Source organism: Aeromonas sobria (assembly GCF_000820145.1).
GTDB lineage: Bacteria > Pseudomonadota > Gammaproteobacteria > Enterobacterales > Aeromonadaceae > Aeromonas > Aeromonas sobria.
Genome location: NZ_CDBW01000016.1, coordinates 307,217 through 328,934 on the forward strand (window position 1 = coordinate 307,217; position 21,718 = coordinate 328,934).

Annotated in this window: 23 protein-coding genes; all 23 read left to right on the plus strand. The window is 55.0% G+C overall.

The features are described from left to right. Positions 1 to 29 precede the first annotated feature (29 nt). The 23 genes from BN1135_RS08295 (at position 30) to BN1135_RS08405 (ending at position 21,518) form a co-directional block, all read left to right on the plus strand. Positions 30 to 1,961 (plus strand): flagellar hook-length control protein FliK, encoded by a 1,932-nt coding sequence (locus BN1135_RS08295; protein ID WP_042020273.1) that lies wholly within the window; start codon positions 30 to 32, stop codon positions 1,959 to 1,961. A gap of 57 nt (positions 1,962 to 2,018) precedes the next feature. Beyond that, on the plus strand, positions 2,019 to 2,537 hold the full coding sequence (fliL, locus tag BN1135_RS08300) for a flagellar basal body-associated protein FliL (protein WP_042020274.1): 519 nt from the start codon (positions 2,019 to 2,021) through the stop codon (positions 2,535 to 2,537). Positions 2,538 to 2,545: 8 nt separating this feature from the next. Further along, positions 2,546 to 3,616, plus strand: coding sequence for a flagellar motor switch protein FliM (gene fliM, locus BN1135_RS08305; RefSeq protein ID WP_042020276.1), 1,071 nt, complete (start codon positions 2,546 to 2,548; stop codon positions 3,614 to 3,616). Between the two features lie 49 nt (positions 3,617 to 3,665). Beyond that, the gene (gene fliN / locus BN1135_RS08310) at positions 3,666 to 4,058 is read left to right on the plus strand and encodes a flagellar motor switch protein FliN (protein WP_042020278.1); all 393 of its coding nucleotides are present in this window, start codon (positions 3,666 to 3,668) and stop codon (positions 4,056 to 4,058) included. Further along, the gene (gene fliO / locus BN1135_RS08315; protein WP_042020280.1) at positions 4,055 to 4,435 is read left to right on the plus strand and encodes a flagellar biosynthetic protein FliO; all 381 of its coding nucleotides are present in this window, start codon (positions 4,055 to 4,057) and stop codon (positions 4,433 to 4,435) included. The genes fliN and fliO overlap by 4 nt, the downstream gene beginning before the upstream one ends. Continuing rightward, positions 4,422 to 5,195 carry a flagellar type III secretion system pore protein FliP gene (gene fliP / locus BN1135_RS08320; protein ID WP_042020282.1) on the plus strand — a complete coding sequence of 258 codons (774 nt, stop codon included), beginning with the start codon at positions 4,422 to 4,424 and terminating at the stop codon, positions 5,193 to 5,195. Before fliO ends, fliP begins: the two co-directional genes overlap by 14 nt. A gap of 25 nt (positions 5,196 to 5,220) precedes the next feature. Beyond that, a complete protein-coding gene (gene fliQ / locus BN1135_RS08325) occupies positions 5,221 to 5,490 on the plus strand; it encodes a flagellar biosynthesis protein FliQ (protein ID WP_042020284.1) in 270 nt (89 codons plus the stop codon). Beyond that, positions 5,487 to 6,284 (plus strand): flagellar biosynthetic protein FliR, encoded by a 798-nt coding sequence (gene fliR / locus BN1135_RS08330; RefSeq protein WP_042020286.1) that lies wholly within the window; start codon positions 5,487 to 5,489, stop codon positions 6,282 to 6,284. Before fliQ ends, fliR begins: the two co-directional genes overlap by 4 nt. Next, positions 6,277 to 7,407: a flagellar biosynthesis protein FlhB gene (gene flhB / locus BN1135_RS08335; RefSeq protein ID WP_042020376.1), complete on the plus strand. Its 1,131-nt coding sequence runs from the start codon at positions 6,277 to 6,279 to the stop codon at positions 7,405 to 7,407. Before fliR ends, flhB begins: the two co-directional genes overlap by 8 nt. A gap of 107 nt (positions 7,408 to 7,514) precedes the next feature. Further along, the gene (gene flhA, locus BN1135_RS08340; RefSeq protein WP_042020288.1) at positions 7,515 to 9,617 is read left to right on the plus strand and encodes a flagellar biosynthesis protein FlhA; all 2,103 of its coding nucleotides are present in this window, start codon (positions 7,515 to 7,517) and stop codon (positions 9,615 to 9,617) included. A gap of 16 nt (positions 9,618 to 9,633) precedes the next feature. Next, positions 9,634 to 11,058 (plus strand): flagellar biosynthesis GTPase FlhF, encoded by a 1,425-nt coding sequence (gene flhF, locus BN1135_RS08345; RefSeq protein ID WP_042020290.1) that lies wholly within the window; start codon positions 9,634 to 9,636, stop codon positions 11,056 to 11,058. Next, positions 11,051 to 11,935, plus strand: a complete 885-nt coding sequence (locus BN1135_RS08350) for a MinD/ParA family protein (RefSeq protein WP_042020291.1) — start codon at positions 11,051 to 11,053, stop codon at positions 11,933 to 11,935. Before flhF ends, BN1135_RS08350 begins: the two co-directional genes overlap by 8 nt. Continuing rightward, positions 11,928 to 12,647 (plus strand): RNA polymerase sigma factor FliA, encoded by a 720-nt coding sequence (locus tag BN1135_RS08355; protein WP_042020292.1) that lies wholly within the window; start codon positions 11,928 to 11,930, stop codon positions 12,645 to 12,647. Before BN1135_RS08350 ends, BN1135_RS08355 begins: the two co-directional genes overlap by 8 nt. 123 nt (positions 12,648 to 12,770) lie before the next feature. Next, positions 12,771 to 13,142 (plus strand): chemotaxis response regulator CheY, encoded by a 372-nt coding sequence (gene cheY, locus BN1135_RS08360; RefSeq protein ID WP_005298814.1) that lies wholly within the window; start codon positions 12,771 to 12,773, stop codon positions 13,140 to 13,142. A gap of 12 nt (positions 13,143 to 13,154) precedes the next feature. Then, positions 13,155 to 13,895: a protein phosphatase CheZ gene (locus BN1135_RS08365; protein WP_042020294.1), complete on the plus strand. Its 741-nt coding sequence runs from the start codon at positions 13,155 to 13,157 to the stop codon at positions 13,893 to 13,895. Positions 13,896 to 13,906: 11 nt separating this feature from the next. Beyond that, positions 13,907 to 16,084 carry a chemotaxis protein CheA gene (locus tag BN1135_RS08370; protein ID WP_042020296.1) on the plus strand — a complete coding sequence of 726 codons (2,178 nt, stop codon included), beginning with the start codon at positions 13,907 to 13,909 and terminating at the stop codon, positions 16,082 to 16,084. A gap of 32 nt (positions 16,085 to 16,116) precedes the next feature. Next, positions 16,117 to 17,232: a protein-glutamate methylesterase/protein-glutamine glutaminase gene (locus BN1135_RS08375; RefSeq protein WP_042020298.1), complete on the plus strand. Its 1,116-nt coding sequence runs from the start codon at positions 16,117 to 16,119 to the stop codon at positions 17,230 to 17,232. A 2-nt stretch (positions 17,233 to 17,234) separates the two neighbouring features. Further along, a complete protein-coding gene (locus BN1135_RS08380; RefSeq protein WP_042020299.1) occupies positions 17,235 to 17,972 on the plus strand; it encodes a flagellar motor protein in 738 nt (245 codons plus the stop codon). A gap of 2 nt (positions 17,973 to 17,974) precedes the next feature. Next, positions 17,975 to 18,892 carry a flagellar motor protein MotB gene (locus tag BN1135_RS08385; RefSeq protein ID WP_042020301.1) on the plus strand — a complete coding sequence of 306 codons (918 nt, stop codon included), beginning with the start codon at positions 17,975 to 17,977 and terminating at the stop codon, positions 18,890 to 18,892. Between the two features lie 4 nt (positions 18,893 to 18,896). Continuing rightward, entirely contained in the window at positions 18,897 to 19,691 is a 795-nt protein-coding gene (locus BN1135_RS08390) for a ParA family protein (protein ID WP_042020303.1), read from the plus strand. Then, complete coding sequence (locus tag BN1135_RS08395; protein WP_042020305.1) at positions 19,688 to 20,554, plus strand: chemotaxis protein CheW; 867 nt, start codon at positions 19,688 to 19,690, stop codon at positions 20,552 to 20,554. Before BN1135_RS08390 ends, BN1135_RS08395 begins: the two co-directional genes overlap by 4 nt. 69 nt (positions 20,555 to 20,623) lie before the next feature. Further along, the gene (locus BN1135_RS08400) at positions 20,624 to 21,112 is read left to right on the plus strand and encodes a chemotaxis protein CheW (RefSeq protein ID WP_042020306.1); all 489 of its coding nucleotides are present in this window, start codon (positions 20,624 to 20,626) and stop codon (positions 21,110 to 21,112) included. Positions 21,113 to 21,131: 19 nt separating this feature from the next. After that, positions 21,132 to 21,518: a DUF2802 domain-containing protein gene (locus BN1135_RS08405; protein WP_042020377.1), complete on the plus strand. Its 387-nt coding sequence runs from the start codon at positions 21,132 to 21,134 to the stop codon at positions 21,516 to 21,518. The last annotated feature ends 200 nt before the right edge of the window (positions 21,519 to 21,718 follow it).

Consider the following 21,718-nt stretch of genomic DNA (forward strand, 5'->3'; position numbering starts at 1 on the left):
TGGGGCCACCAGAATTCAGGGATCCCATCATGATGCAGACACTGTTGACACAAACGCCTTCGGCTCCGGCCAACGGGTTGGACAAAGCGCCTCTGAGCGGTTCCGTTGAGAGTAAAAGCATCGATGGAGGAACCAGCAGCGACAGCAAGGGGGATTTCGCTACCCTGATTGCCAAGGCCCAGAACAGCGAACAGGGCGCCGCCGAGGCCACTCAGGGCGGTAACAATGTCCGATCAGCCAAATCTTTGGCGACCGAGAGCGCCTCTCCCAAAGAAGAGACCAGCAAGGAGCAGGATCCTGACGCCGACAACAAGGTGGGGGAGGTTCCCGCCACCGACTTTCTACTGCGTCTGCAAGACTCCCTCAAGCTCGATACCTCGCTAGTGACGCCTCAGTTGGCGATGGCGGCCCAACAGAGCGCCACTGTGGTAGACGGCAATCCGTTGCCGCAACAGGGTGAGCAGGAAGAGATTGCGCTTGATGAAAGCGAGCTGGCACCTTCCGCTACCAGGATTGCCCGCCAGCTTGCCAGTCATGCTGAGGTGCAATCGCCGCTGACAACGACCGGAAAATCGACTCTTGATACCACGGTATCGCCCTCTGCGGCGCGAGGGGTAGCGCAGGGCGATGCCGCTTCTGCCACCCTCTCCTCTGAGGGGGAAGATGCCGCCACCACCCCGGATGGACAGTCCGGGGAGAAAGCCTCTGCCAAGGGAGAAACCCTCGGGGCGGATGGCAAGCACACCAAGCCTCTCACGGGGGCAGTGCGGATGGCCCAGCTGGCCAAGGTGTTGCCGGTCGATGAGTCTGCCAACACCACCAAACCCGGTGAGTCACTCGCAGCGAAAGAAGCTGGCGACAGCAAATCCGACCCCGCAGCCAGCAACGCCGTGACCGGCAAGGGGCAGGCGGCGCAAGCCGCGACTCAGGGGGCAGCCCTCAAGGCATTTAGCGAGGGGCTCAAGCAGCCTGAAGCGGGTGCTGCTACCACTTCAGCTACCGCAGAGGGCAGTGGTGCAGCTGGCAAGGAGGCAGAGAAGAGTGCTGCCGAGGGTAGCCCGCAGCCAGCCACTGCCGCATCAGCCAATCAAGGGGCGGCGCAAGTGAAGACGGCGCAAAGTGCCGCAGAAATTGCCGCAGCCCAGAGCAGCGTGACGCCAAATGGTTCGGCCCAGACCGATAGCGCCGCCGCGCCCGTGATGGTGGCGCCGCAGCAGGTGTTGGCACAGGCCGAATCCCAGGGGCCGCAAGCGCCGCTGTCGAGCATTTCCGCCGGCATCAAGCAGATGGAAGTGACGGGCACCGACGAGGTACGCAAAGCGGTGCAGCTGGAGGTGAAACCGAAGGCCGGTGAGCTGGACAAGAGTCTTGTCGCTACGGCATCGAGCAGCGAGAGCAGCCAGAGCCAGACCGTACAGCACGGCCAGAACAGCCAGCCCCAGGCTCAGGTGGCAGAGAGCCGAGCCCCTGCTGCAGAGGGGACATTGCGCCGTGAGCCAGCACAATTACCTCATCTGAAGTTGGCCGGTCAGGAGGCACCTGCCGAGTTGCACCAGAAGGTCAACGTGATGCTGGCCGAAAAACTGCAACAGGCGGAAATTCAGCTCGACCCCCTTGGCCTTGGCAAGATGAAAATCCAGATCCAGATCGGTGCCGACAGCCAGGCCAACGTCCATTTCGTGGTACAACATGGGCAGACTCGCGAGATGTTGGAGCAGTCGATGCCCCGGCTGCGGGAGATGCTGGCAGGACAGGGGATCCAGCTTGGCCAGACTCAGGTTCAGCAACAGTCACAACAGCAACAACAGGGCCAGCCAACCTTCACCGGACAGGGTCAGCAGGGGCAGGGTAGTGGTCAGTCGAGTTCAGGTAACAGGCAAGATGAGGGAAATATTACAACGTCGACCCTGAGTGTACTGGTGGGATCGGAAAACAGCAGTGCAATTGATTTCTATGCTTGATGCAATCCCGAGTAAGTTTATGATATCGAACAAGTTTGAGACTAGGGTGGACAAGGGATGGCAGACGATACCGAATTGACGCTAAAAGACCCGGCTGCGGGTAAAAAAAAGAAGCTGATCATTATCATTGCTCTGGCGGTCATTTTGTTGGGCGGTGGTGGCGCGGGTGCCTTCCTGATGCTCTCCGGCTCGGATAAACCACCCGCAGAAGCGGCTGAAGGAGAAGAAGGGGTCAAGCCCAAGGTAGAAGCACCTCAACCCTCCCTCTATGTGGGGATGCCACGCCCCTTTGTATTCAACGTGGCGGGTGCCCAACGGGATCGGCTGGTGCAGATCAAGATCCAGCTGATGGTGCGGGGCACGGCCGACGAGACCCTGGCCAAACAGAATATTCCCCTTATTGAAGGTACTTTGCTGCGGGTATTCAGCTCGGCCAGTGCCGAGCAGCTGATGACCTTTGAAGGCAAGGAGAAGCTGCGTAAGGATTCACTGGAAGAGTGCCGTCGGGTGCTCAAGGACCTGGTCTCTTCCCCCGTTATCGAACAAGTGCTGTTTACCGGCTTTGTGATGCAGTAGGTGGAAGCGTGAGCGATCTGTTAAGTCAGGACGAAATTGATGCCCTCTTGCACGGTGTCGATGATGTCGAAGAGGAGGAGATAGGCTCGGCGGGGGATCCCGGCGTTGCCCAGTTTGACTTCTCCTCTCAGGACCGCATCGTCCGTGGTCGCATGCCGACGCTGGAGCTGGTGAACGAACGGTTCGCCCGCCACATGCGGATAAGCCTGTTCAACATGATGCGTCGTACCGCCGAGGTCTCTATCAACGGGGTGCAGATGCTCAAGTTTGGCGAGTACGTTCACACCCTGTTCGTGCCGACCAGTCTCAACATGGTGCGTTTTCGTCCGCTCAAGGGCACAGCCCTGATCACCATGGAAGCCCGCTTGGTCTTTATCCTGGTGGAGAACTTCTTCGGCGGTGATGGCCGTTATCACGCCAAGATAGAAGGGCGCGAATTTACCCCGACCGAGCGGCGCATTATCCAGATGTTGCTCAAACTGGTGTTCGAAGATTACAAGGATGCCTGGGCACCGGTGATGGATGTGGGCTTTGAGTACCTCGACTCTGAAGTGAATCCGGCGATGGCCAACATCGTCAGTCCAACCGAGGTGATTGTGGTGAGTTCGTTCCACATTGAACTCGATGGTGGCGGCGGCGACTTCCACGTGGCGATGCCTTACTCCATGCTGGAACCGATCCGCGAACTGCTTGATGCCGGTGTGCAGAGTGACAAGGGCGACACTGACGTGCGCTGGAGCAAGGCGCTGCGCGACGAGATCATGGACGTCAAGGTCGAGATGCGGGCCAAGTTGCTGGAAACCGAGCTGACCCTGCGCGAACTGATGGAGCTGCGACCTGGCGATATCATCCCGGTCGATATGCCGGAAAATCTGCTGGTCTATGTGGAAGACTTGCCGACCTTCCACGCCAAGATGGGGCGTACCAAGGACAATGTGGCACTCAAGATCACCGATAAACTCAAGCGCCCGGAAGGGGTAAAGACCGAGATGCATCTGGTGACCCGGGGCGGTGTACGTATTGATGGCGAGGCTGAGCTGGAAGAGCTCGAGCGCAGTATCGAAGATCAACAGCGATAATCGACGGTTTATTGCGATAAACGGTCACGAAGTAGCATAAGGAAACAAGATGAGCGGAACTGAGGAAGAGGATTTGATGGCTGATGCCTGGGCTGCGGCGCTGGAGGAGCAGGTCATTGCAGAAGCCAAACCGGCCCCGCTGGAAGAGCTGAAAGATGATGCTCCCATCAGTGCTGAGGAGCGGCGCAAGCTCGACACGATTCTCGATATCCCGGTCACCATCGCCATGGAGGTGGGCCGTAGCCAGATCAGTATTCGCAACCTGCTGCAGCTGAACCAGGGCTCGGTAGTGGAGCTGGATCGCGTCGCGGGTGAGCCGCTGGACGTGCTGGTCAACGGCACCCTGATCGCCCACGGCGAGGTGGTGGTGGTGAATGACAAGTTCGGTATCCGTCTGACCGACGTTATCAGCCAGATTGAAAGGATCAAGAAGCTCAAATGATGCGCCTCCTGTTGTTACTGCTGCCTGTTCCGGCCTTTGCCGAGACAGGGGCATCAGCCAACGCGCCCAGTTTGAGTTCCTGGCTGCTCTCCAGCTTGATGGTGATTGGCCTCATTTTGGTGCTGGGTTTTCTGCTCAAAAAGAGCAAGCTTGCCACTGCCATGGGTGGCGGGCAGATGAGAGTCATCGCCTCGTTGCCGGTGGGTTACAAAGAGAAGCTGCTGGTGGTCAAGGTGGGTGAACAGCAACTGCTGGTCGGAGTGACGCCACAACAGGTTAACTTCCTCTGTCGGCTGGAGGAGCCGCTGGACGAGAGCCAGCCACAGGCGTTTTCACAACAGCTTGGCAAATTGATGGGCAAGCATGAAAAAAGCTAACGGTTTATTGCTGAAAATGGGGCTGCTGGTCAGCTTGCTGATACCACTGTTCTGCTCTTGGCCCGCGCTGGCGCAAGACGCCATGTCGGCGGTGACCGTCAAGACCATGGGGGATGGCTCTCAGGAGTACAGCCTGACCCTGCAAGTGCTGGCGCTGATGACCGCGCTCTCTTTCTTGCCTGCCATGGTGATCATGATGACCTCGTTTACCCGCATCATAGTGGTGCTGGGTATCTTGCGTCAGGCGATCGGTTTGCAACAGAGCCCCTCCAACCAGGTGCTGATCGGCATTGCACTGTTTATGTCGTTCTTCATCATGTCGCCGGTGCTGGACCGCATTAATGATGAGGCGCTGCAACCCTATCTGGCCGAGACCATTCAAGCCAAGGAGGCGCTGGAGCGTGCCACATTGCCCATCCATCAGTTCATGCTGGCCCAGACCCGGATCAAGGATCTCAATACCTTTATGGAGATCGCCAACGTGCAGGTGGAGAAGCCTGCCGAGGTGCCACTGCGGGTGCTGATCCCGGCGTTTGTGACCAGTGAGCTGAAAACCGCCTTCCAGATTGGCTTTATGCTGTTTTTGCCATTTCTGGTCATCGATCTGGTGGTGGCCAGTATCCTGATGGCGATGGGGATGATGATGCTCTCGCCGATGATCGTCTCGCTGCCCTTCAAACTGATGCTGTTTGTGATGGTGGATGGCTGGAACCTCATTTTGGGGTCACTGGCCAACAGTTTCGGACTGGGTGCCGGTTAGCCGGTGTGGAGCAAGGAGCCCGAACATGAGTCCTGAAACCTTTGTCGACGTTTTTCGCGAGGCCCTCTGGCTGGTGACCATCATGGTATGTGCCGTGATCCTGCCCAGTCTTGCCATCGGGCTGGTGGTCGCCATCTTTCAGGCGGCCACCTCCATCAACGAACAGACCCTGAGTTTTCTGCCACGTCTTATCGTGACCCTCTTTGCGCTGGGAGCGGGTGCTCACTGGGGCTTACAGAGCCTGATGGACTTCTTCGTGTTGATGGTGAACCAAATCCCCGAGGTGGTGGGATGACCTATACAACCGCTCTGATCATGGAGTGGTTGTCTTCCATTCTCTGGCCTCTGGCACGAGTAAGTAGTTTGCTGATGGTGATGGCGGTATTCGGTAGCCGCCTCGCCCCTGCGCGAGTACGGATGGGGCTGGCACTTGCCATCACTTTTCTGATTGCCCCCCTGTTGCCGAAAATGCCCCCTATCGAACTCTTCTCTGCCGGCAGCTTTCTGGTATTAGGCCAGCAGCTGTTGATCGGCATTGCCCTCGGCCTGATGACCCAGTTTCTGATGGAGAGCTTCGTGATGGCCGGTCAGGTCATTGCCATGCAGACCAGCCTGGGATTCGCCACGCTGGTTGACCCGATGAATGGCCAGTCGGCCCCTGTGGTGGGTCAGTTCTATCTGATGTTGGCAACCCTGGTGTTTCTGGCGCTGGATGGTCATCTGATCATGCTGCGGCTGGTGATCCTCAGTTTTGAGACATTACCAGTATCAGACAGTGGGCTTTCTCTGCCAGCGATCCGCACCCTGATCGGTTTTCTCGGGGTGATGTATCAGGCATCGCTGGTGATGTCGCTCTCCGCCATCGTTGCGTTGCTGCTGATCAACTTTGCTTTTGGCGTCATGACCCGTGCCGCGCCACAACTTAACATCTTCAGTATCGGTTTTGCGGTCAGCATGATGTCCGGTCTGTTGATCCTCTGGCTCACCATTGGTGGTTTCCTCGGCCATTTCGACATGATGTGGGAGCGGGTACAAGAGGTCAGCTGCGAGCTGATCAACACCCAATGCTTTGGTGGTGCCCATGGCTGATACCGATCAGGAACGTACCGAACAACCCACGGGCAAACGACTGCAACAGGCCCGTGATAAAGGGCAGATTGCACGTTCAAAGGAGCTGGGCACCGCCAGTGTCCTGCTGTCAGCCGTATTCGGCTTGCTGATGCTCAAGGGCTCGCTGGCGACCGCAATGATCAAAGTCGTGACCATGGGCTTTACCCTGGATCGAGAGCAGGCGTTTGATCCCAACGCCATGATCGCCATGGTGCCCGCGCTTCTGGCGGAATTGATCCTTCCGCTGGGGCTGTTGTTCGCACTGGTGGCCGTTGCCGCCTTTATCGGTAACACCCTGATGGGCGGGATGAATTTTTCGACGGAAGCTATGCTGCCAAAATGGAGCAAACTGAGCCCGCTCAGTGGCCTGAAACGGATGTTCGGGGTGCAGTCGCTGATTGAGCTGGTCAAGTCCATCGCCAAGGTGGTGTTTATTACCCTGTTTGCCTGGTGGATGCTATCCAGCCAGTTCAATCACCTGCTTAACCTCTCCATGGAGGGATTCCCCGGCGGCATCATAGATGCCCTTGAGCTGTTTCTCTGGATGTTGATCATCCTCTGCTGTGCCCTGCTTCCGATTGTTGCCATCGATGTGCCGTTCCAGCAGTGGAACCATATGCGTCAGCTCAAGATGACCAAGCAGGAGGTGAAGGACGAGTTCAAGGACAGCGAAGGCAAGCCCGAGGTGAAGGGGCGGATAAGGCAGTTGCAGATGCAGATGGCGATGCGCCGGATGATGGGGGATGTACCCAAGGCCGATGTGGTGATCACCAACCCGACCCACTACTCGGTGGCGCTCAAGTATGATGCAGGCACACCCGGAGCCGCCCCCAAGGTTGTGGCCAAAGGCACTGATGAAATCGCAATGAAGATCAGGGAGATAGCCAGGGAATACGAGATCCCGATTATGCCCTCACCTGAGTTGACCCGGGCTATCTATCATTCCACCGAGATTGGCCACGAGATCCCGGAAGGGCTGTTTGCGGCGGTTGCCCAAGTGCTTGCCTATGTCTTCCAGCTGAAAAAATTCCGCCGTGGCCAGGGACGCCGTCCTCAGACGCTGGCCAAAGACCTCCCCATCCCGACCGAATACCGAAAATGACAAAGTTCTGACGCAATAATAATAAAATCATTTAACTTCAATGCCTTGGTGTTTTGGCTTGATGATTGCATCAATCTGACACCAGCACGTTGAAATTGAGAAAGACGATGGAATTCAAGGCATCTTTGGGCCGATTGAAAGAGTACAGAGGGTTACTGACCACCGGGTTCGGTACGCCGTTGCTGGTACTGGCCGCCTTGGGGATGGTGGTGTTGCCTATTCCACCTTTGATGCTGGATGTGCTCTTCTCGTTCAACATTGCGCTCTCCATTGTGGTGTTGCTGGTGGCCGTTTACACCCGCCGTCCCCTCGAATTTGCCGCCTTTCCCACCGTGTTACTGCTCGCCACCCTGCTGCGGTTGGCGCTTAACGTTGCCTCAACCCGGGTGGTGTTGCTGGAAGGTCATAATGGCACCGCGGCGGCGGGCCATGTGATCGAGGCGTTCGGTAAGGTGGTGATTGGTGGCAACTATGCGGTCGGTATCATCGTCTTTACCATCCTGATCATCATCAACTTTGTGGTCATTACCAAGGGTGCGGGGCGGATCGCAGAGGTGAGCGCCCGGTTCACCCTGGATGCGATGCCAGGCAAGCAGATGGCTATCGATGCCGACTTGAACGCCGGTCTCATCAATCAGGAGGAAGCCAGGAAGCGTCGGCAAGAGGTCACGCAGGAGGCTGACTTCTACGGCTCGATGGATGGTGCCTCCAAGTTTGTCAAAGGGGATGTCATCGCGGGCATCATGATCCTCTTTATCAACATCATCGGCGGCTTCATCATCGGGATGATGCAGCACCAGCTGACCTTCGCGGAATCGGCAGAGATATACACCTTGCTGGCCATCGGTGATGGCCTGGTGGCGCAGATCCCCTCGCTGTTGCTCTCTATCGCCGCCGCCATCATTGTGACCCGGCAAAATACCGATCAGGATATGGGTACTGCGGTACTGGGTCAGTTGTTTGACAATCCCAAGGCGCTGATTATCTCTGCCGGCATACTGCTGATGATGGGTCTGGTGCCGGGTATGCCTCACTTGGCGTTTTTGGGTCTGGGGGCGGTATCTGCAGCAGCCGCCTGGTGGTTGTTGCGCCGCGAGAAGCTGGCCGCGGCCAAAGTCGCCAGGGGTGAGCTGATGCCTGCTACCAACGAACAGCCCCATGAGCAGAAAGAGCTGAGCTGGGACGATGTGATGCCGGTCGATATCATTGGCCTTGAAGTGGGTTATCAGCTGATCCCGCTGGTGGATCGCAACCAGGGTGGGGAATTGCTCAACCGGATCAAAGGGGTGCGCAAGAAGCTCTCGCAAGAGTTGGGCTTTCTGGTGCCGGCCGTGCATATTCGCGACAACCTGGATCTGGCGCCTAACCAGTACCGCATCACCTTGATGGGGGTCAGTACCGGAGAGGCCAATGTCTACCATGACAAAGAGATGGCTATCAATCCGGGTCAGGTGTTTGGTCAGTTGCAGGGGATTGCCACCAAGGATCCCGCCTTTGGACTGGAAGCGGTCTGGGTTGCCAAAGATCAGGTGTCCCAGGCACAGACACTGGGTTATACAGTAGTGGATACTGCTACTGTAGTGGCAACCCATATGAGCCAGATCCTCACCAATCATGCGGCCTTGTTGCTGGGCCATGATGAGGTACAACAGCTGCTCGACATGATTGGCAAACACCAGAGCAAGCTGGTGGAAGGGCTGGTGCCGGAAGTGATCAGCATGGGTAACCTTGTGAAGGTATTGCAGAATTTGCTCAATGAAGGCGTGCCAATCCGCGATATGCGCACTATCCTGCAGACCCTGGTTGAATACGCGCCGCGCAGCCCGGATCCGGAAGTGCTCACAGCGGCTTGCCGGATTGCCCTGCGCCGCCTGATTGTGCAGGAGATTGCTGGCCCTGATCCCGAGTTGCCGGTGATTACCTTGGCGCCGGAATTGGAACGTATATTGCATCAATCCCTGCAGGCAGGTGGCGGTGATGGTGCCGGTATTGAACCTGGCCTGGCCGAGCGGATGCAGCGATCACTGGTGGAAGCCACTCAACGACAAGAACTGGAAGGCCAGCCAGCCGTGCTTCTGACATCGGGGATCTTGCGTAATACCTTGGCGAAATTTGTCAAGAATGCCATTCCTGGATTGCGCGTTCTGTCTTATCAGGAAGTGCCCGACGACAAGCAGATTCGCATCGTCAGCGCAGTAGGGCAGAACTAGTTAGCGGAGATGACGGGTGAAGATTAAGCGGTTTTTTGCCAAGGACATGCGAACGGCTCTGGCCGAGGTCAAGGAGACTCTCGGGCCCGATGCGGTGATCATGTCCAACAAGAAGGTCACCGGTGGGGTCGAGATAGTCGCCGCAGTCGATTATCAATCCCAGGTTCCGGGGCCTAAAGATGCGCCAGTTCGCCGTCAACTGAATGACGAGAGCGTCAATATTTCGTCTGCCGGACGGCAGATGACCCGCCCTGAACCGACTCAGGCGAAGGAGCAGAACGAACATTATGCCGATACCCTGGCCGCATTGCTGGCTCGCCAGCAAAAGCTCAAGCCGGGTAACGCTGCCGCCATGAGCAGCACTCAGTCAGCTGGCCTTGCGGCAGCCAATACCGCGCCCAGAACCTTGGCCGAACAGGGGCAGTGGGGCGCCGCCCCTGAGCCCGCCAAGCCAAAAGCCAGGGCTGCAACGCTGGGCCGGCCCGCGCAGCCTGCACCTCGCGAACAAGAGATGGAAGGGATGCGCAAGGAGATGGCCAGCATCCGAAAGTTGCTGGAACACCAGATTTCCGGGCTGATGTGGCAAGAGGTGGAGCGCCGTGAGCCAATGCGGGCATTGCTGATCAAAGAGCTCAAGAAGATGGGCTTTGATGATGCGTTTGCCGATCAACTGGCGGGGCTTATCCCCGAGGATATGTCCATCCACCAGGCCATGGCACAGCTGGCAGAGGTATTGACGGGTCAGCTCAAGATCAGTGAAGACGAGATTTTACGTCAGGGGGGGGCGGTGGCGCTGCTAGGCCCGACCGGGGTAGGCAAGACCACCACCATCGCCAAGCTGGCTGCACGTTTTGCCATGAAGTATGGCGCCGAGCAGGTAGCGTTGATCACTACCGACAACTACCGGATCGGTGCCCATGAACAACTGCAGACCTATGGTCGGATCATGGGCTGCCCGGTGCGGCAGGTGCGTGATGCCGAAGAGCTGGCCACGGCACTCTATCAGTTCCGTCATCGGCGTCTGGTGCTCATCGATACGGCCGGGGTTGGCCAGCGGGATATCCGCTTGACCGAGCAGCTCGATACCCTGGTCAAGAATGCCAAGGTACGGATCCGCAGTTATCTGGTGATGTCTGCGACATCCCAGCGTCGGGTGATGCAGGAAGCGGTGGACCATTTCCGGCGGATCCCATTGAGCGGCTGCATACTTACCAAATTGGACGAGAGTCTGAACCTGGGCGAAGTGATAAACGTGTGTATCCAGAATGCTTTGCCAATCAGCTATATCACTGACGGGCAAAGGGTTCCGGAAGATATTCAGGTTGCCAATGCTGCGCAGCTCGTCGGAGCGGCCATGGGCTCGCTGGAGCGAGAAACAGAAGAGCCCTATTTCTGGGGCGCAGGCTTTGGCGAGGCCGAAGATTCGGAGTTTTATGAGTAACATACATATGGATCAGGCGAGTGGTCTGCGCAAAATGCGTCAAAACAATCGAGTAAAAGTAATCGCCGTGTCCGGTGGCAAGGGTGGCGTGGGCAAGACCAACGTGACCCTGAACGTTGCGGGAGCGATGGCGGCCCAAGGTAAACGGGTACTGGTGCTGGATGCTGACCTGGGGTTGGCCAACGTCGACGTCATGCTGGGGCTACGGGTTCATCGTAACCTCTCTCATGTACTGGCTGGCGAATGCACCATAGATGACATCATTGTCGAAGGCCCTTATGGCATGATGATTGTACCCGCGACTTCGGGCACCCAATCGATGGTGGAGCTCTCGTCAGTGCAGCATGCCGAGCTTATCCGGGCGTTCAGCGAGATGAAGACCCAGGTCGATATCCTGATGGTGGATACGGCGGCGGGGATCTCCGACATGGTGCTGAGTTTCACCCGTGCAGCTCAGGACATTATGGTAGTGGTGTGCGATGAGCCGACCTCCATTACCGATGCCTATGCCCTGATCAAGATCCTCTCCAAGGATCACGGCGTGTTTCGCTTTAAAGTTGTGGCCAACATGGTGCGCAGCCTGCGTGAAGGGCAGGAGCTCTTTGCCAAGTTGACCAGGGTGACAGACCGCTTCCTCGACACCTCACTGGAGCTGGTTGCCTGCGTGCCTTACGACACGAATTTACGTGCGGCAGTGCGTAAACAGAAGCTGATTGTTGAAGCGTTTCCCAAGTCGCCAGCTGCGCTGGCATTTAGGGCGCTGGCCAACAAGGCGGCGAGCTGGCCGGTGCCAAACCAGCCAGGTGGTCACCTGGAGTTTTTCCTGGAAAACTTGTTGCAAAAACCGGCCACGACACAGGAAGGTTCCCGTGAATAAAGCCCAAGCGTACTTGCGTCATCAGGATTCCTATGTGCTGGTGGAGCGCCATGCTCCTCTGGTCAAGCGAATTGCCCAGCATTTGTTGGCTCGCCTGCCCAGCAGTGTCTTGCTGGATGACCTGATCCAGGCAGGTATGATTGGGTTGCTCGAAGCTTCTCGCAATTTTGACGGTAGCAAGGGCGCCAGCTTCGAAACCTACGCCGGGATCCGCATCCGTGGCTCCATGCTCGATGAAATTCGTCGTGGCGACTGGGTGCCGCGCTCTGTGCATCGCAACAGTCGCGCTATTGCCGAGGCTATCGAAAATGTCGAACAGGCTCATGGACGGGATGCTCGGGATACCGAAGTGGCGGTCCAGATGGGTGTCTCCCTCAATGACTATCACGCCATGCTGCAGGATGTCTCATGCGGCAAGATTATCGGTATCGAAGATCTGGGGATCAGTGAGGATGTGATCGGGCACCCTGATGATGGGCCTGCAGGCACAGGATTTGATGAATTGGCAGCGGAGCGATTTCAAATTGCATTATCTGAGCAAATTGGTCGCTTACCCGAGAGAGAAGCGTTGGTTCTCTCTCTTTACTACGATGAAGAGCTAAATTTACGCGAGATTGGCGACGTTTTGAGCGTGAGTGAGTCCCGTGTCAGCCAGATCCACAGCCAGGCAATGCACAGATTACGTGCTCGTTTGAGAGATTGGCATCTATAAGTGTTTGTACTGGCTACACTGAGATGAAACTCTAGGGCATAATCCGCACGACACAACCCGTCTTTAGCATCATGTAAGTGAGCCACTCTGGTGGCTATTTAGGAGGGAATTTTGGACAAGAACATGAAAATCCTCATTGTTGACGATTTTTCAACGATGCGCCGGATTATCAAGAACTTGCTGCGCGACTTGGGGTTCAACAATACCCATGAAGCGGACGATGGCAATACAGCGTTGCCGATGCTGAAAAACGGTGATTTTCAGTTTGTGGTTACCGACTGGAATATGCCCGGCATGCAAGGGATTGACCTGCTTAAGGCCATTCGCGTTGATGACAAGCTCAAGCATTTGCCGGTACTGATGGTCACGGCAGAAGCCAAGCGTGAGCAGATCATCGAAGCCGCACAGGCTGGCGTCAACGGTTACATCGTCAAGCCTTTCACCGCAGCAACGCTTAAAGAAAAGCTCGATAAAATTTTTGAACGTATCGGCTAAGGAGCTGCAGGGATGATGGCCAAAACGAGAGCAATGATTTCGCTCGACCAGGCAAGGATGCTTGTTGCTCATTTAGAACAGGATGAATTTGAGCTGGCCGATGAACTGCTTGCCGATGTGTGTGCCCCCAACGCAGCCGATCTGTTTGACAAAGTAGGTCAGCTGACCCGACAACTACATAACTCACTGCAAGAATTTCGTCTCGACTCCCGTATTCCCGATTTGGCTACGCATGAGATTCCTGATGCGCGGGAACGCCTCAGCTACGTTATAGATATGACGGACAAGGCTGCTAACCGAACCATGGATGCAGTGGAAGCGAGTCTGCCGATAGCGGATCGCCTTAATGACAATATTCAGCTGGTGCTGCCGAACTGGAATGCGTTGATGTCCCGCGACATGAGCCTGGGACAGTTCAAATCGTTATGTCACCAACTCGATGATTTTATTAAGGCTTCAGCCACAGATGCCGATAAATTAAGACAACTGCTGACAGAGATCCTGATGGCGCAAGATTTTCAGGATTTGACCGGTCAGATGATCCGCAAGGTCATCAAACTGGTTCAGGAAGTTGAAACAAAATTAATTGAAATGCTGACCATGTGTGGTGAAGCCTCTGCAGAGCATTCAACTCGCAGCCTTCCTGTTAACGGGATTGAAGCAGAAGGCCCCATCATGAACCCTGAGACGCGTGCCGATGTGGTTAATGGTCAGGATGATGTGGACGATCTGCTGTCTAGCCTGGGATTCTAATGGAGTGACGCATGGCCTTCGAAGTTGATGAAGACATACTGCAAGACTTTCTGGTCGAAGCATCCGAAATATTGGAACAGTTGTCTGAACAACTGGTCGACTTGGAAAAGCGGCCTGATGACAAGAACCTGTTAAATGCCATCTTTCGTGGTTTCCATACCGTAAAAGGTGGCGCAGGGTTTCTGTCGTTGGGTGAACTGGTTGACGTATGCCACGGCGCGGAGAACGTGTTTGATATCTTACGCAATGGTAAACGTTCAGTCACCGCCGAGTTGATGGATGTAATCCTGCAAGCGCTGGATGCCATTAACGTCATGTTCGCCCAAGTTCAAAACCGCGAACCGCCAAGCCCCGCTTCTGCTGAAGTCCTGCATGACTTACATGAACTCTGCAAGCCGGAGGGTGAGGAGCAGTTGCTAACTGCTTCGGCGAATAATAGTTCGCCAGCCGAGAGCACTGGATCAGCGGAGATCGTCGAAGCGGCTGCCGAGCTAGAGGTGATCGCTGACCCCTTACCTGTTAATGGCGGTGGCTCTATCGATGAAATTTCAGCGGATGAATTTGAACGTCTGCTGGATGAGTTGCATGGTGCCGGAGGCGCGCCAACTCCGGTTGCTGCGGTATCGGCCCCTGTTGCCGGTGGTACCGGTGATATTACTGATGATGAGTTTGAAGCCCTCTTGGATCAGCTCCATGGTCAAGGCGCACATATTGGGGCACCAGAGGTTAATCCATTGGCATCGGTGCAAAAAGAGGTTGATGCACTAATCGATGATGATGAGTTCGAACGTCTGCTTGATGAGTTGCATGGGCGTGGTCAGTCACCTCAAACCACAATGGCTGCTGCACAGCCTCCTGTTGCGGTCACGCCACCGGCACCACCTAAGCAGGCCGCACCTATCCCCCCTGCTGTGCCGGTCAGTAAACCGGCGCCCGTTTCCCCTGCCAAACCCGCAGAGGCACCCGTAAAAGCGCCAGCCCCGGTTGCCAAGGCCGCGCCCGCCGAAAATGCAGTACAAAGCGATACCACTGTACGTGTAGATACCAAGACCCTGGATGTCATCATGAACATGGTGGGTGAGTTGGTACTGGTGCGTAACCGCTTGGTGAGCTTGGGGATTGCGAGTAACGATGAAGACATGTCAAAGGCGGTTGCCAATCTGGATGTGGTGACTGCTGACCTGCAAGGTGCGGTGATGAAAACCCGCATGCAGCCAATCAAGAAGGTATTTGGTCGCTTCCCGCGCGTGGTGCGCGATCTGGCGCGTACTCTCAAAAAAGATATTGAGTTGGTCATGGTCGGTGAAGAGACCGATCTGGATAAGAACCTGGTGGAAGCACTGGCAGATCCGCTTGTTCACCTGGTGCGCAACTCTTGCGACCACGGGGTCGAAATGCCGGATGTGCGCGAAAAGGCAGGTAAGCCTAGGCAGGGGACGATTACTCTGAGTGCCTCCCAGCAAGGTGATCATATTCTGCTCTGCATCGAAGATGATGGGGCGGGAATGGATCCTGAGAAGCTTAAGTCCATTGCCATCAATCGTGGTGTACTGGATGCAGATAGTGCTGCTCGGATGAGTGACAATGATGCCTATAACCTGATTTTTGCTCCGGGTTTTTCGACAAAATCAGAAATCTCGGACATCTCCGGCCGTGGTGTCGGGATGGACGTGGTAAAAACCAGCATTGTCAGCCTCAACGGTTCGGTACATATCGATTCAACTTGGGGTAAAGGCACCCGTCTGGAGATCAAGGTACCCCTGACTCTGGCAATCCTGCCGACCCTGATGGTTGAAGTCGGGGAGCAGACCTTTGCGTTGCCCCTTGGTTGCGTGAACGAGATTTTTCACCTGGACCTGAAAAAGGCCAACATGGTTGATGGTCAACTCACCATCATTGTGCGTGACAAGGCGATACCGCTCTTTTATTTGCATAAATGGTTGATCCGCGGCTCCAACAAGCGCTCTCGTCAGGATACTGGCCATGTGGTGATCGTGCAGATCGGCACTCAGCAAATTGGCTTTGTAGTCGATAGCCTGATTGGCCAGGAAGAGGTAGTGATCAAGCCGCTGGATAACCTGTTGCAAGGCACGCCAGGTATGGCGGGTGCAACCATTACCAGTGATGGCGGGATTGCCCTGATTTTGGATGTGCCGAGTCTGCTCAAAGCATATGCGCGTAGACATTAATAGCTCAGGCCCAAGGAGTTAGAAAAATAACAATGGCAGTCAAGGTATTAGTTGTCGACGACTCGAGCTTCTTTCGCCGTCGGGTAAGTGAAATCATCAATCAGGATCCTATGCTGACGGTGATCGACACGGCCCAGAATGGACGGGAAGCGGTGGACAAGGCGATCTTGCTGCGCCCTGATGTAATCACCATGGACATTGAGATGCCCGTGATGGATGGCATCAGTGCGGTGCGGGAGATCATGGCAAAGTGTCCGACACCCATTCTGATGTTCTCCTCCCTGACCCATGAGGGGGCTAAATCGACCCTTGATGCGCTGGATGCCGGAGCTCTCGACTTTTTGCCCAAAAAGTTTGAGGACATCGCCAGAGACAAGGACGAGGCGGTCAAATTGTTGCAACAGCGGGTGAAGGAGATCTCCCGCAAGCGCTTCTTGATGACTCCGTCTGCTCGTCCTAAAGCTCCGGAGCCTGTTGCGCGCACTCCATTAGGTAGTACCGCGCCCAGGGCTACGGAGCGTCAACCTGATTCGCTGCGCCCTGCTACCACAGCGTCATTCAAGCGCAGTGGCAAGACATACCAGCTGGTGGCGATTGGTACTTCTACCGGTGGGCCTGTTGCACTGCAAAATGTGCTGACCAAGTTGCCTGGGGATTTCCCTCATCCGATCCTGCTTATTCAGCATATGCCCGCGACCTTTACGGCCGCGTTTGCTGCTCGGCTTAATGGTCTGTGCCAGATTGGCGTCAAGGAAGCCGAGGATGGTGATGTGCTCAAACCAGGTCATGCCTACCTGGCTCCCGGTGGCAAGCAGATGTTGCTGGAAGGGCGTGGCGCCGGTGCCCGCATCCGGATCATTGATGGCAATGATAAGGTGAACTACAAGCCTTGCGTGGATATCACCTTTGCTTCTGCCGCCAAAACCTATGGCGATAAGGTGCTAGCCATAGTGCTGACGGGAATGGGGGCTGATGGTCGTGATGGTGCTCGACTGCTGAAAGAGCAGGGTTCTACCATCTGGGCACAGGATGAGGCTTCCTGCGTGGTGTATGGCATGCCGCAGGCTGTTGCTAAAGCGGGTATTGCCAGCGAATCACTTCCTCTGGACAAAGTGGCCCAGCGTATTCTGGTTGAGTTGGGGCGCTAATCATGGGGTTGCTTGGTCTGCTCCTAGCGTTGGGGGCTATGGCTATTGCCCAGATGTGGCATGGCGGCTCACTGTTGACTCTGGTGGATGGCCCTGCCTTCCTGATTGTGCTGGGCGGCACCTTCGGTGCCGTGATATTGCAGACTCCCGCCAAATATATCCTGCTTGCTCTGCGGCAACTGTTATGGATTGTTACCCCCCCGCGACAAGATCTTTCTGCTCAAGCCGAGCGGCTGCAATCCTGGGCTGTCTTCGCTCGTCAGCAGGGATTGCTGGCGCTTGAGAACCAAGCCGAGCAGGAAGAGGACAACTTTACCCGTCAGGGGCTTGGTATGATTGTTGACGGTGTATCTTCCGACGATATTCGTATGTTGCTCGAAGCAGATATCGATATTGAACAGGAGCGCAATGAGCATGCTGCCAGGGTATTCGAGTCCATGGGTGGATACAGTCCGACCATAGGGATCATCGGTGCCGTGCTGGGCTTGATCCAGGCCATGTTTCATCTGGAAGATCCTTCCGTATTAGGGGCTGGTATCGCAGTGGCATTTGTAGCAACCATTTATGGTGTGGGGTTTGCCAACCTGATCTATCTGCCCATCGCCAACCGGTTACGCGCCTTTCACTACCACTACGGACTGTTTCAGGAGATGACTCTCGAAGGGCTGTTGGCCATCGCTCATGGGGAGAATGGTATGCAGGTTGAACGTCGGCTCAGGGCCTATCTGAAGGGAGAGTAGCCATGCGCAAGCGCTATCGGTTGCACTTGCAGGGAGGTGATCATCTTGATCGCTGGTTGGTCTCCTATGCCGATTATATGACGCTGATCTTTGCTCTTTTTGTGGTGCTCTATTCCGTTGCGCTAGTAAACAAGGACAAGTATCGTGCAGTCATTGATGGCATGAGCCAGGCATTTAATGTAATTCCCTCCCATAACGACGGTGTGTTGGACGGCCAAGGCAATACACTGCTAAACAATGCGCTTTCTGCTGAACCTTCACTATTGGACGGGCCTACAGCGCAAGCTCCTTCACTTGCCCCTATTTCTGGTATCCCTATTCAGCAAGATGGCACCACACTGGCCACACTCGATGTACAGTTGCAACAGAGCATGGGATCGTTGGTGGACGCAGGGATAGTCAAACTGACGCAAGATGAAAACTGGTTGACCATAGAGCTGAGTTCCGGATTGCTGTTTAGCAGTGGTAGTGCCTTCATGGGACCAAATGCCGCGCCCATCATTAATACTCTTTCAAGTATTCTAAAACCGGTCGATAACTATGTAAGAGTCAGGGGCTATACAGATAACCAACAGATTAATAATGAAATTTATCGCTCGAATTGGGTGCTTTCTGCCGCGAGAGCAGAGGCTGTGCTCAGTGGCTTGGTCACAAATGGCATTGCCCCCCAGCGGCTGGCTTTCGAGGCGTATGGTGAGTTTTCCCCCTTCGCAGACAATGGTAGCGAGCAGGGGCGGTTACAGAATCGCAAAGTGGTGGTCGCTATTTCGAAGTTTGCCTGGGTGCCCCCTGCTCCTGCCGTTGTCAGCCCGGTGGCTGCTGAGCCGGCACCAGCAGTGAACAATGCAGTGGATGTGGGAAAGATCAAGGTGATCTCCTTGCCCGGTGGTGGCATACGCATAACAACAAGGCAGGATTGATAACGTGATTGTTTGGACGGTTGCCAACCAAAAGGGGGGAGTGGGTAAAACCACGACAGTGGTCTCGATTGCCGGGATCCTGGCCCAACGTGGCCAACGGGTGCTGTTGATAGACACTGACCCTCATGCATCCCTGACCGCTTATCTTGACTTTGATTCGGATCGGCTGGACGGCACCCTCTATGAGTTGTTTCAAGCGGTTAAACCGACCGCCGAGCTGGTCAATAAACTCACACTGAGAACCCAGTTCGAGAATATTCATCTATTACCGGCCTCAATAACCCTTGCCACGCTCGATAGAGTGATGGGTAATCGGGAGGGGATGGGACTGGTTATCAAGCGAGCGCTGCTACGGATTCAAGATCAGTACGACTATGTATTAATCGATTGCCCGCCGGTACTGGGGGTGATGATGGTCAATGCGTTGGCCGCTTGTGATCGCATTCTAGTGCCTGTCCAGACCGAATTTCTGGCTCTGAAGGGGCTGGAAAGAATGATGAAAACATTCGAGATTATGCAGCGTTCCAAGCGGGACAAGTTTCGTTATACCGTCATCCCGACCATGTTTGATAAACGAACTCGAGCCTCTCTGATGACCTTGAAATCGATCAAGGATCAATACGGTGACTCGGTATGGAATGCAGTGATCCCGATTGATACCAAGTTTCGCGATGCCAGCTTGCTACATATTCCACCGTCCATTTACTCCCCCGGGAGCCGTGGAACTTATGCCTACGAGACACTGCTCAATTATCTCGACTCCCTCGAGCGGCAGCGAATGCATGAGGTAATGCCATGAGCGATACCATTCAAGTGCGGGCGATGGATGACTATTTTCACTCCTTGCTACTCGACGAGCCGCTGGTTCTGGATGAGGTGGAGGAGGAGCCACCGACTCCAGTACTGCAGATGCAGCGCAAGAGCATACCTGATCTGGTGGTGGCCCCCTATCTGGAGAATGACCCACGTCTTGCCCAGTTGGGGGAGTTGCTTGCACAGGTTGGGCAAGTTCAGTTCGAAAATGATCTGTTTACGCATGAGGCCACAGTTACAGCTCCGCTAGAGATAGTGGCCGAAGAGTCATTGTTACCGGTAGAACAGGAATGGCCTGCAGAGATCATTTCTCCTGCGGTCGTGGAACCACATGCAACTATCCTGACCGAGACCGCGCTGGAGGTAGCTCCGATAGAAGCTAGCGCTCCGGTTGTCTGGGAGAATATCGATACCGGCAAAGAGTTTCAGGCGCTATTTTTTGAAGTCGCTGGCGTTACTTTCGCTGTTCCTCTGACCGAACTTGGCGGGATCCATCAGTTGGGCGAGATCACCTCCCTCTTCGGCCAACCAGCTTGGTATAAGGGGCTCATGACTTCCCGCGAGCAGAAGATGAATGTGGTAGATACAGCCCAGTGGGTCATGCCTGGCCAGCACCTGGAGATGGATAGTTACAAATATCTGATTATGCTCGGTGAATCCCCTTGGGGATTAGCCTGCCATCATCTTAAAGGAACCGAATTATTACACAGAGACCAGGTGAAGTGGCGACATCAGGAGGGTAAGCGCCCCTGGTTGGCTGGCATGGTCAAAGAAAAAATGTGCGCCCTGCTGCATGTTCGTGAACTGCTCTTGTTATTGGAGCGTGGGGTTAACATAGAAGGTCGCTGATAACTTCTGCAATCGAGCTGTTTTATTGCTAGTTTTAGCAGTAGACATTTTCATAAAAGGAATAAAAACATGACAGGAAAGCGCAATATCGCACAGAATCTGGCCGAAGATGAAGTGCTGCAATGGGTAACCTTTCAACTGGAAAACGAAACCTATGGCATCAATGTGATGCAGGTTCAAGAAGTGTTGCGCTACACCGAAATCGCGCCTGTTCCTGGTGCGCCTGAGTATGTGCTAGGGATCATCAACCTGCGTGGCAATGTGGTGACTGTCATCGATACGCGCTCCCGTTTTGGCTTGCCATCCGGTGATGTCAGTGAAAACTCTCGCATTGTGATCATCGAGGCCGAAAAGCAGGTCATCGGCATCATGGTGGACAGTGTGGCGGAAGTTGTTTATCTGCGTTCCTCCGAAATTGATGCAGCACCCGCTGTCGGGACCGAGGAGAGCGCCAAGTTCATTCAGGGGGTCAGTAACCGTGATGGACAACTGTTGATCCTGGTTGACTTGAACAAGCTGCTCTCTGATGAAGAGTGGGAAGATATCGGTTCCCTCTGATGAATAAGGTGATGTTTTGATAATCGAGATAGTTGCCTTGGGGTTGTCCCTGATTGCCTTGTTGTTTGCTTTTTATATCTGGTTCCAAAGCAAGCGTAGCAAACAGGAGTCCGAGGCGAGCGTGATAACCCTGCAGGGTCAACTGGAGAGCTTGCGCAAGCAGATGATGGAGCTTCATACCGGGGCGATAGGCATGGGGCAGCGCTTGCAGTCAGTAGAAGGGACAATGCAGCAGGTCAATGATCGTCAGCAAGAGCTGACAATGCAAGATCCCGAACGACGGCTTTACAGTCGCGCAGCCAAGATGGTCGAACTGGGCGCTGATCTGGATGAGGTCATGAGTGAATGCGAGTTGCCAAAGGCAGAAGCAGAGCTCTTGATATCGTTGCGCAAAGGTCGCTCTTGAGAATTCAGGAAGGCAATGGCCTTCCTGAACTTTATTTGGCCGGTTGTGTCACATTTATGTGTAGAAACTTGCAGAGATATTGATGCAGTCCCTGTTGTGGCGCTGTTGTGGTATGGCTAATGTGGCTAACAGGTTAGCCGAATTTTTCTCATGCTGTATGGTGCAACATCAGAATATAAAAAAGCGCCCTCAGGCGCTTT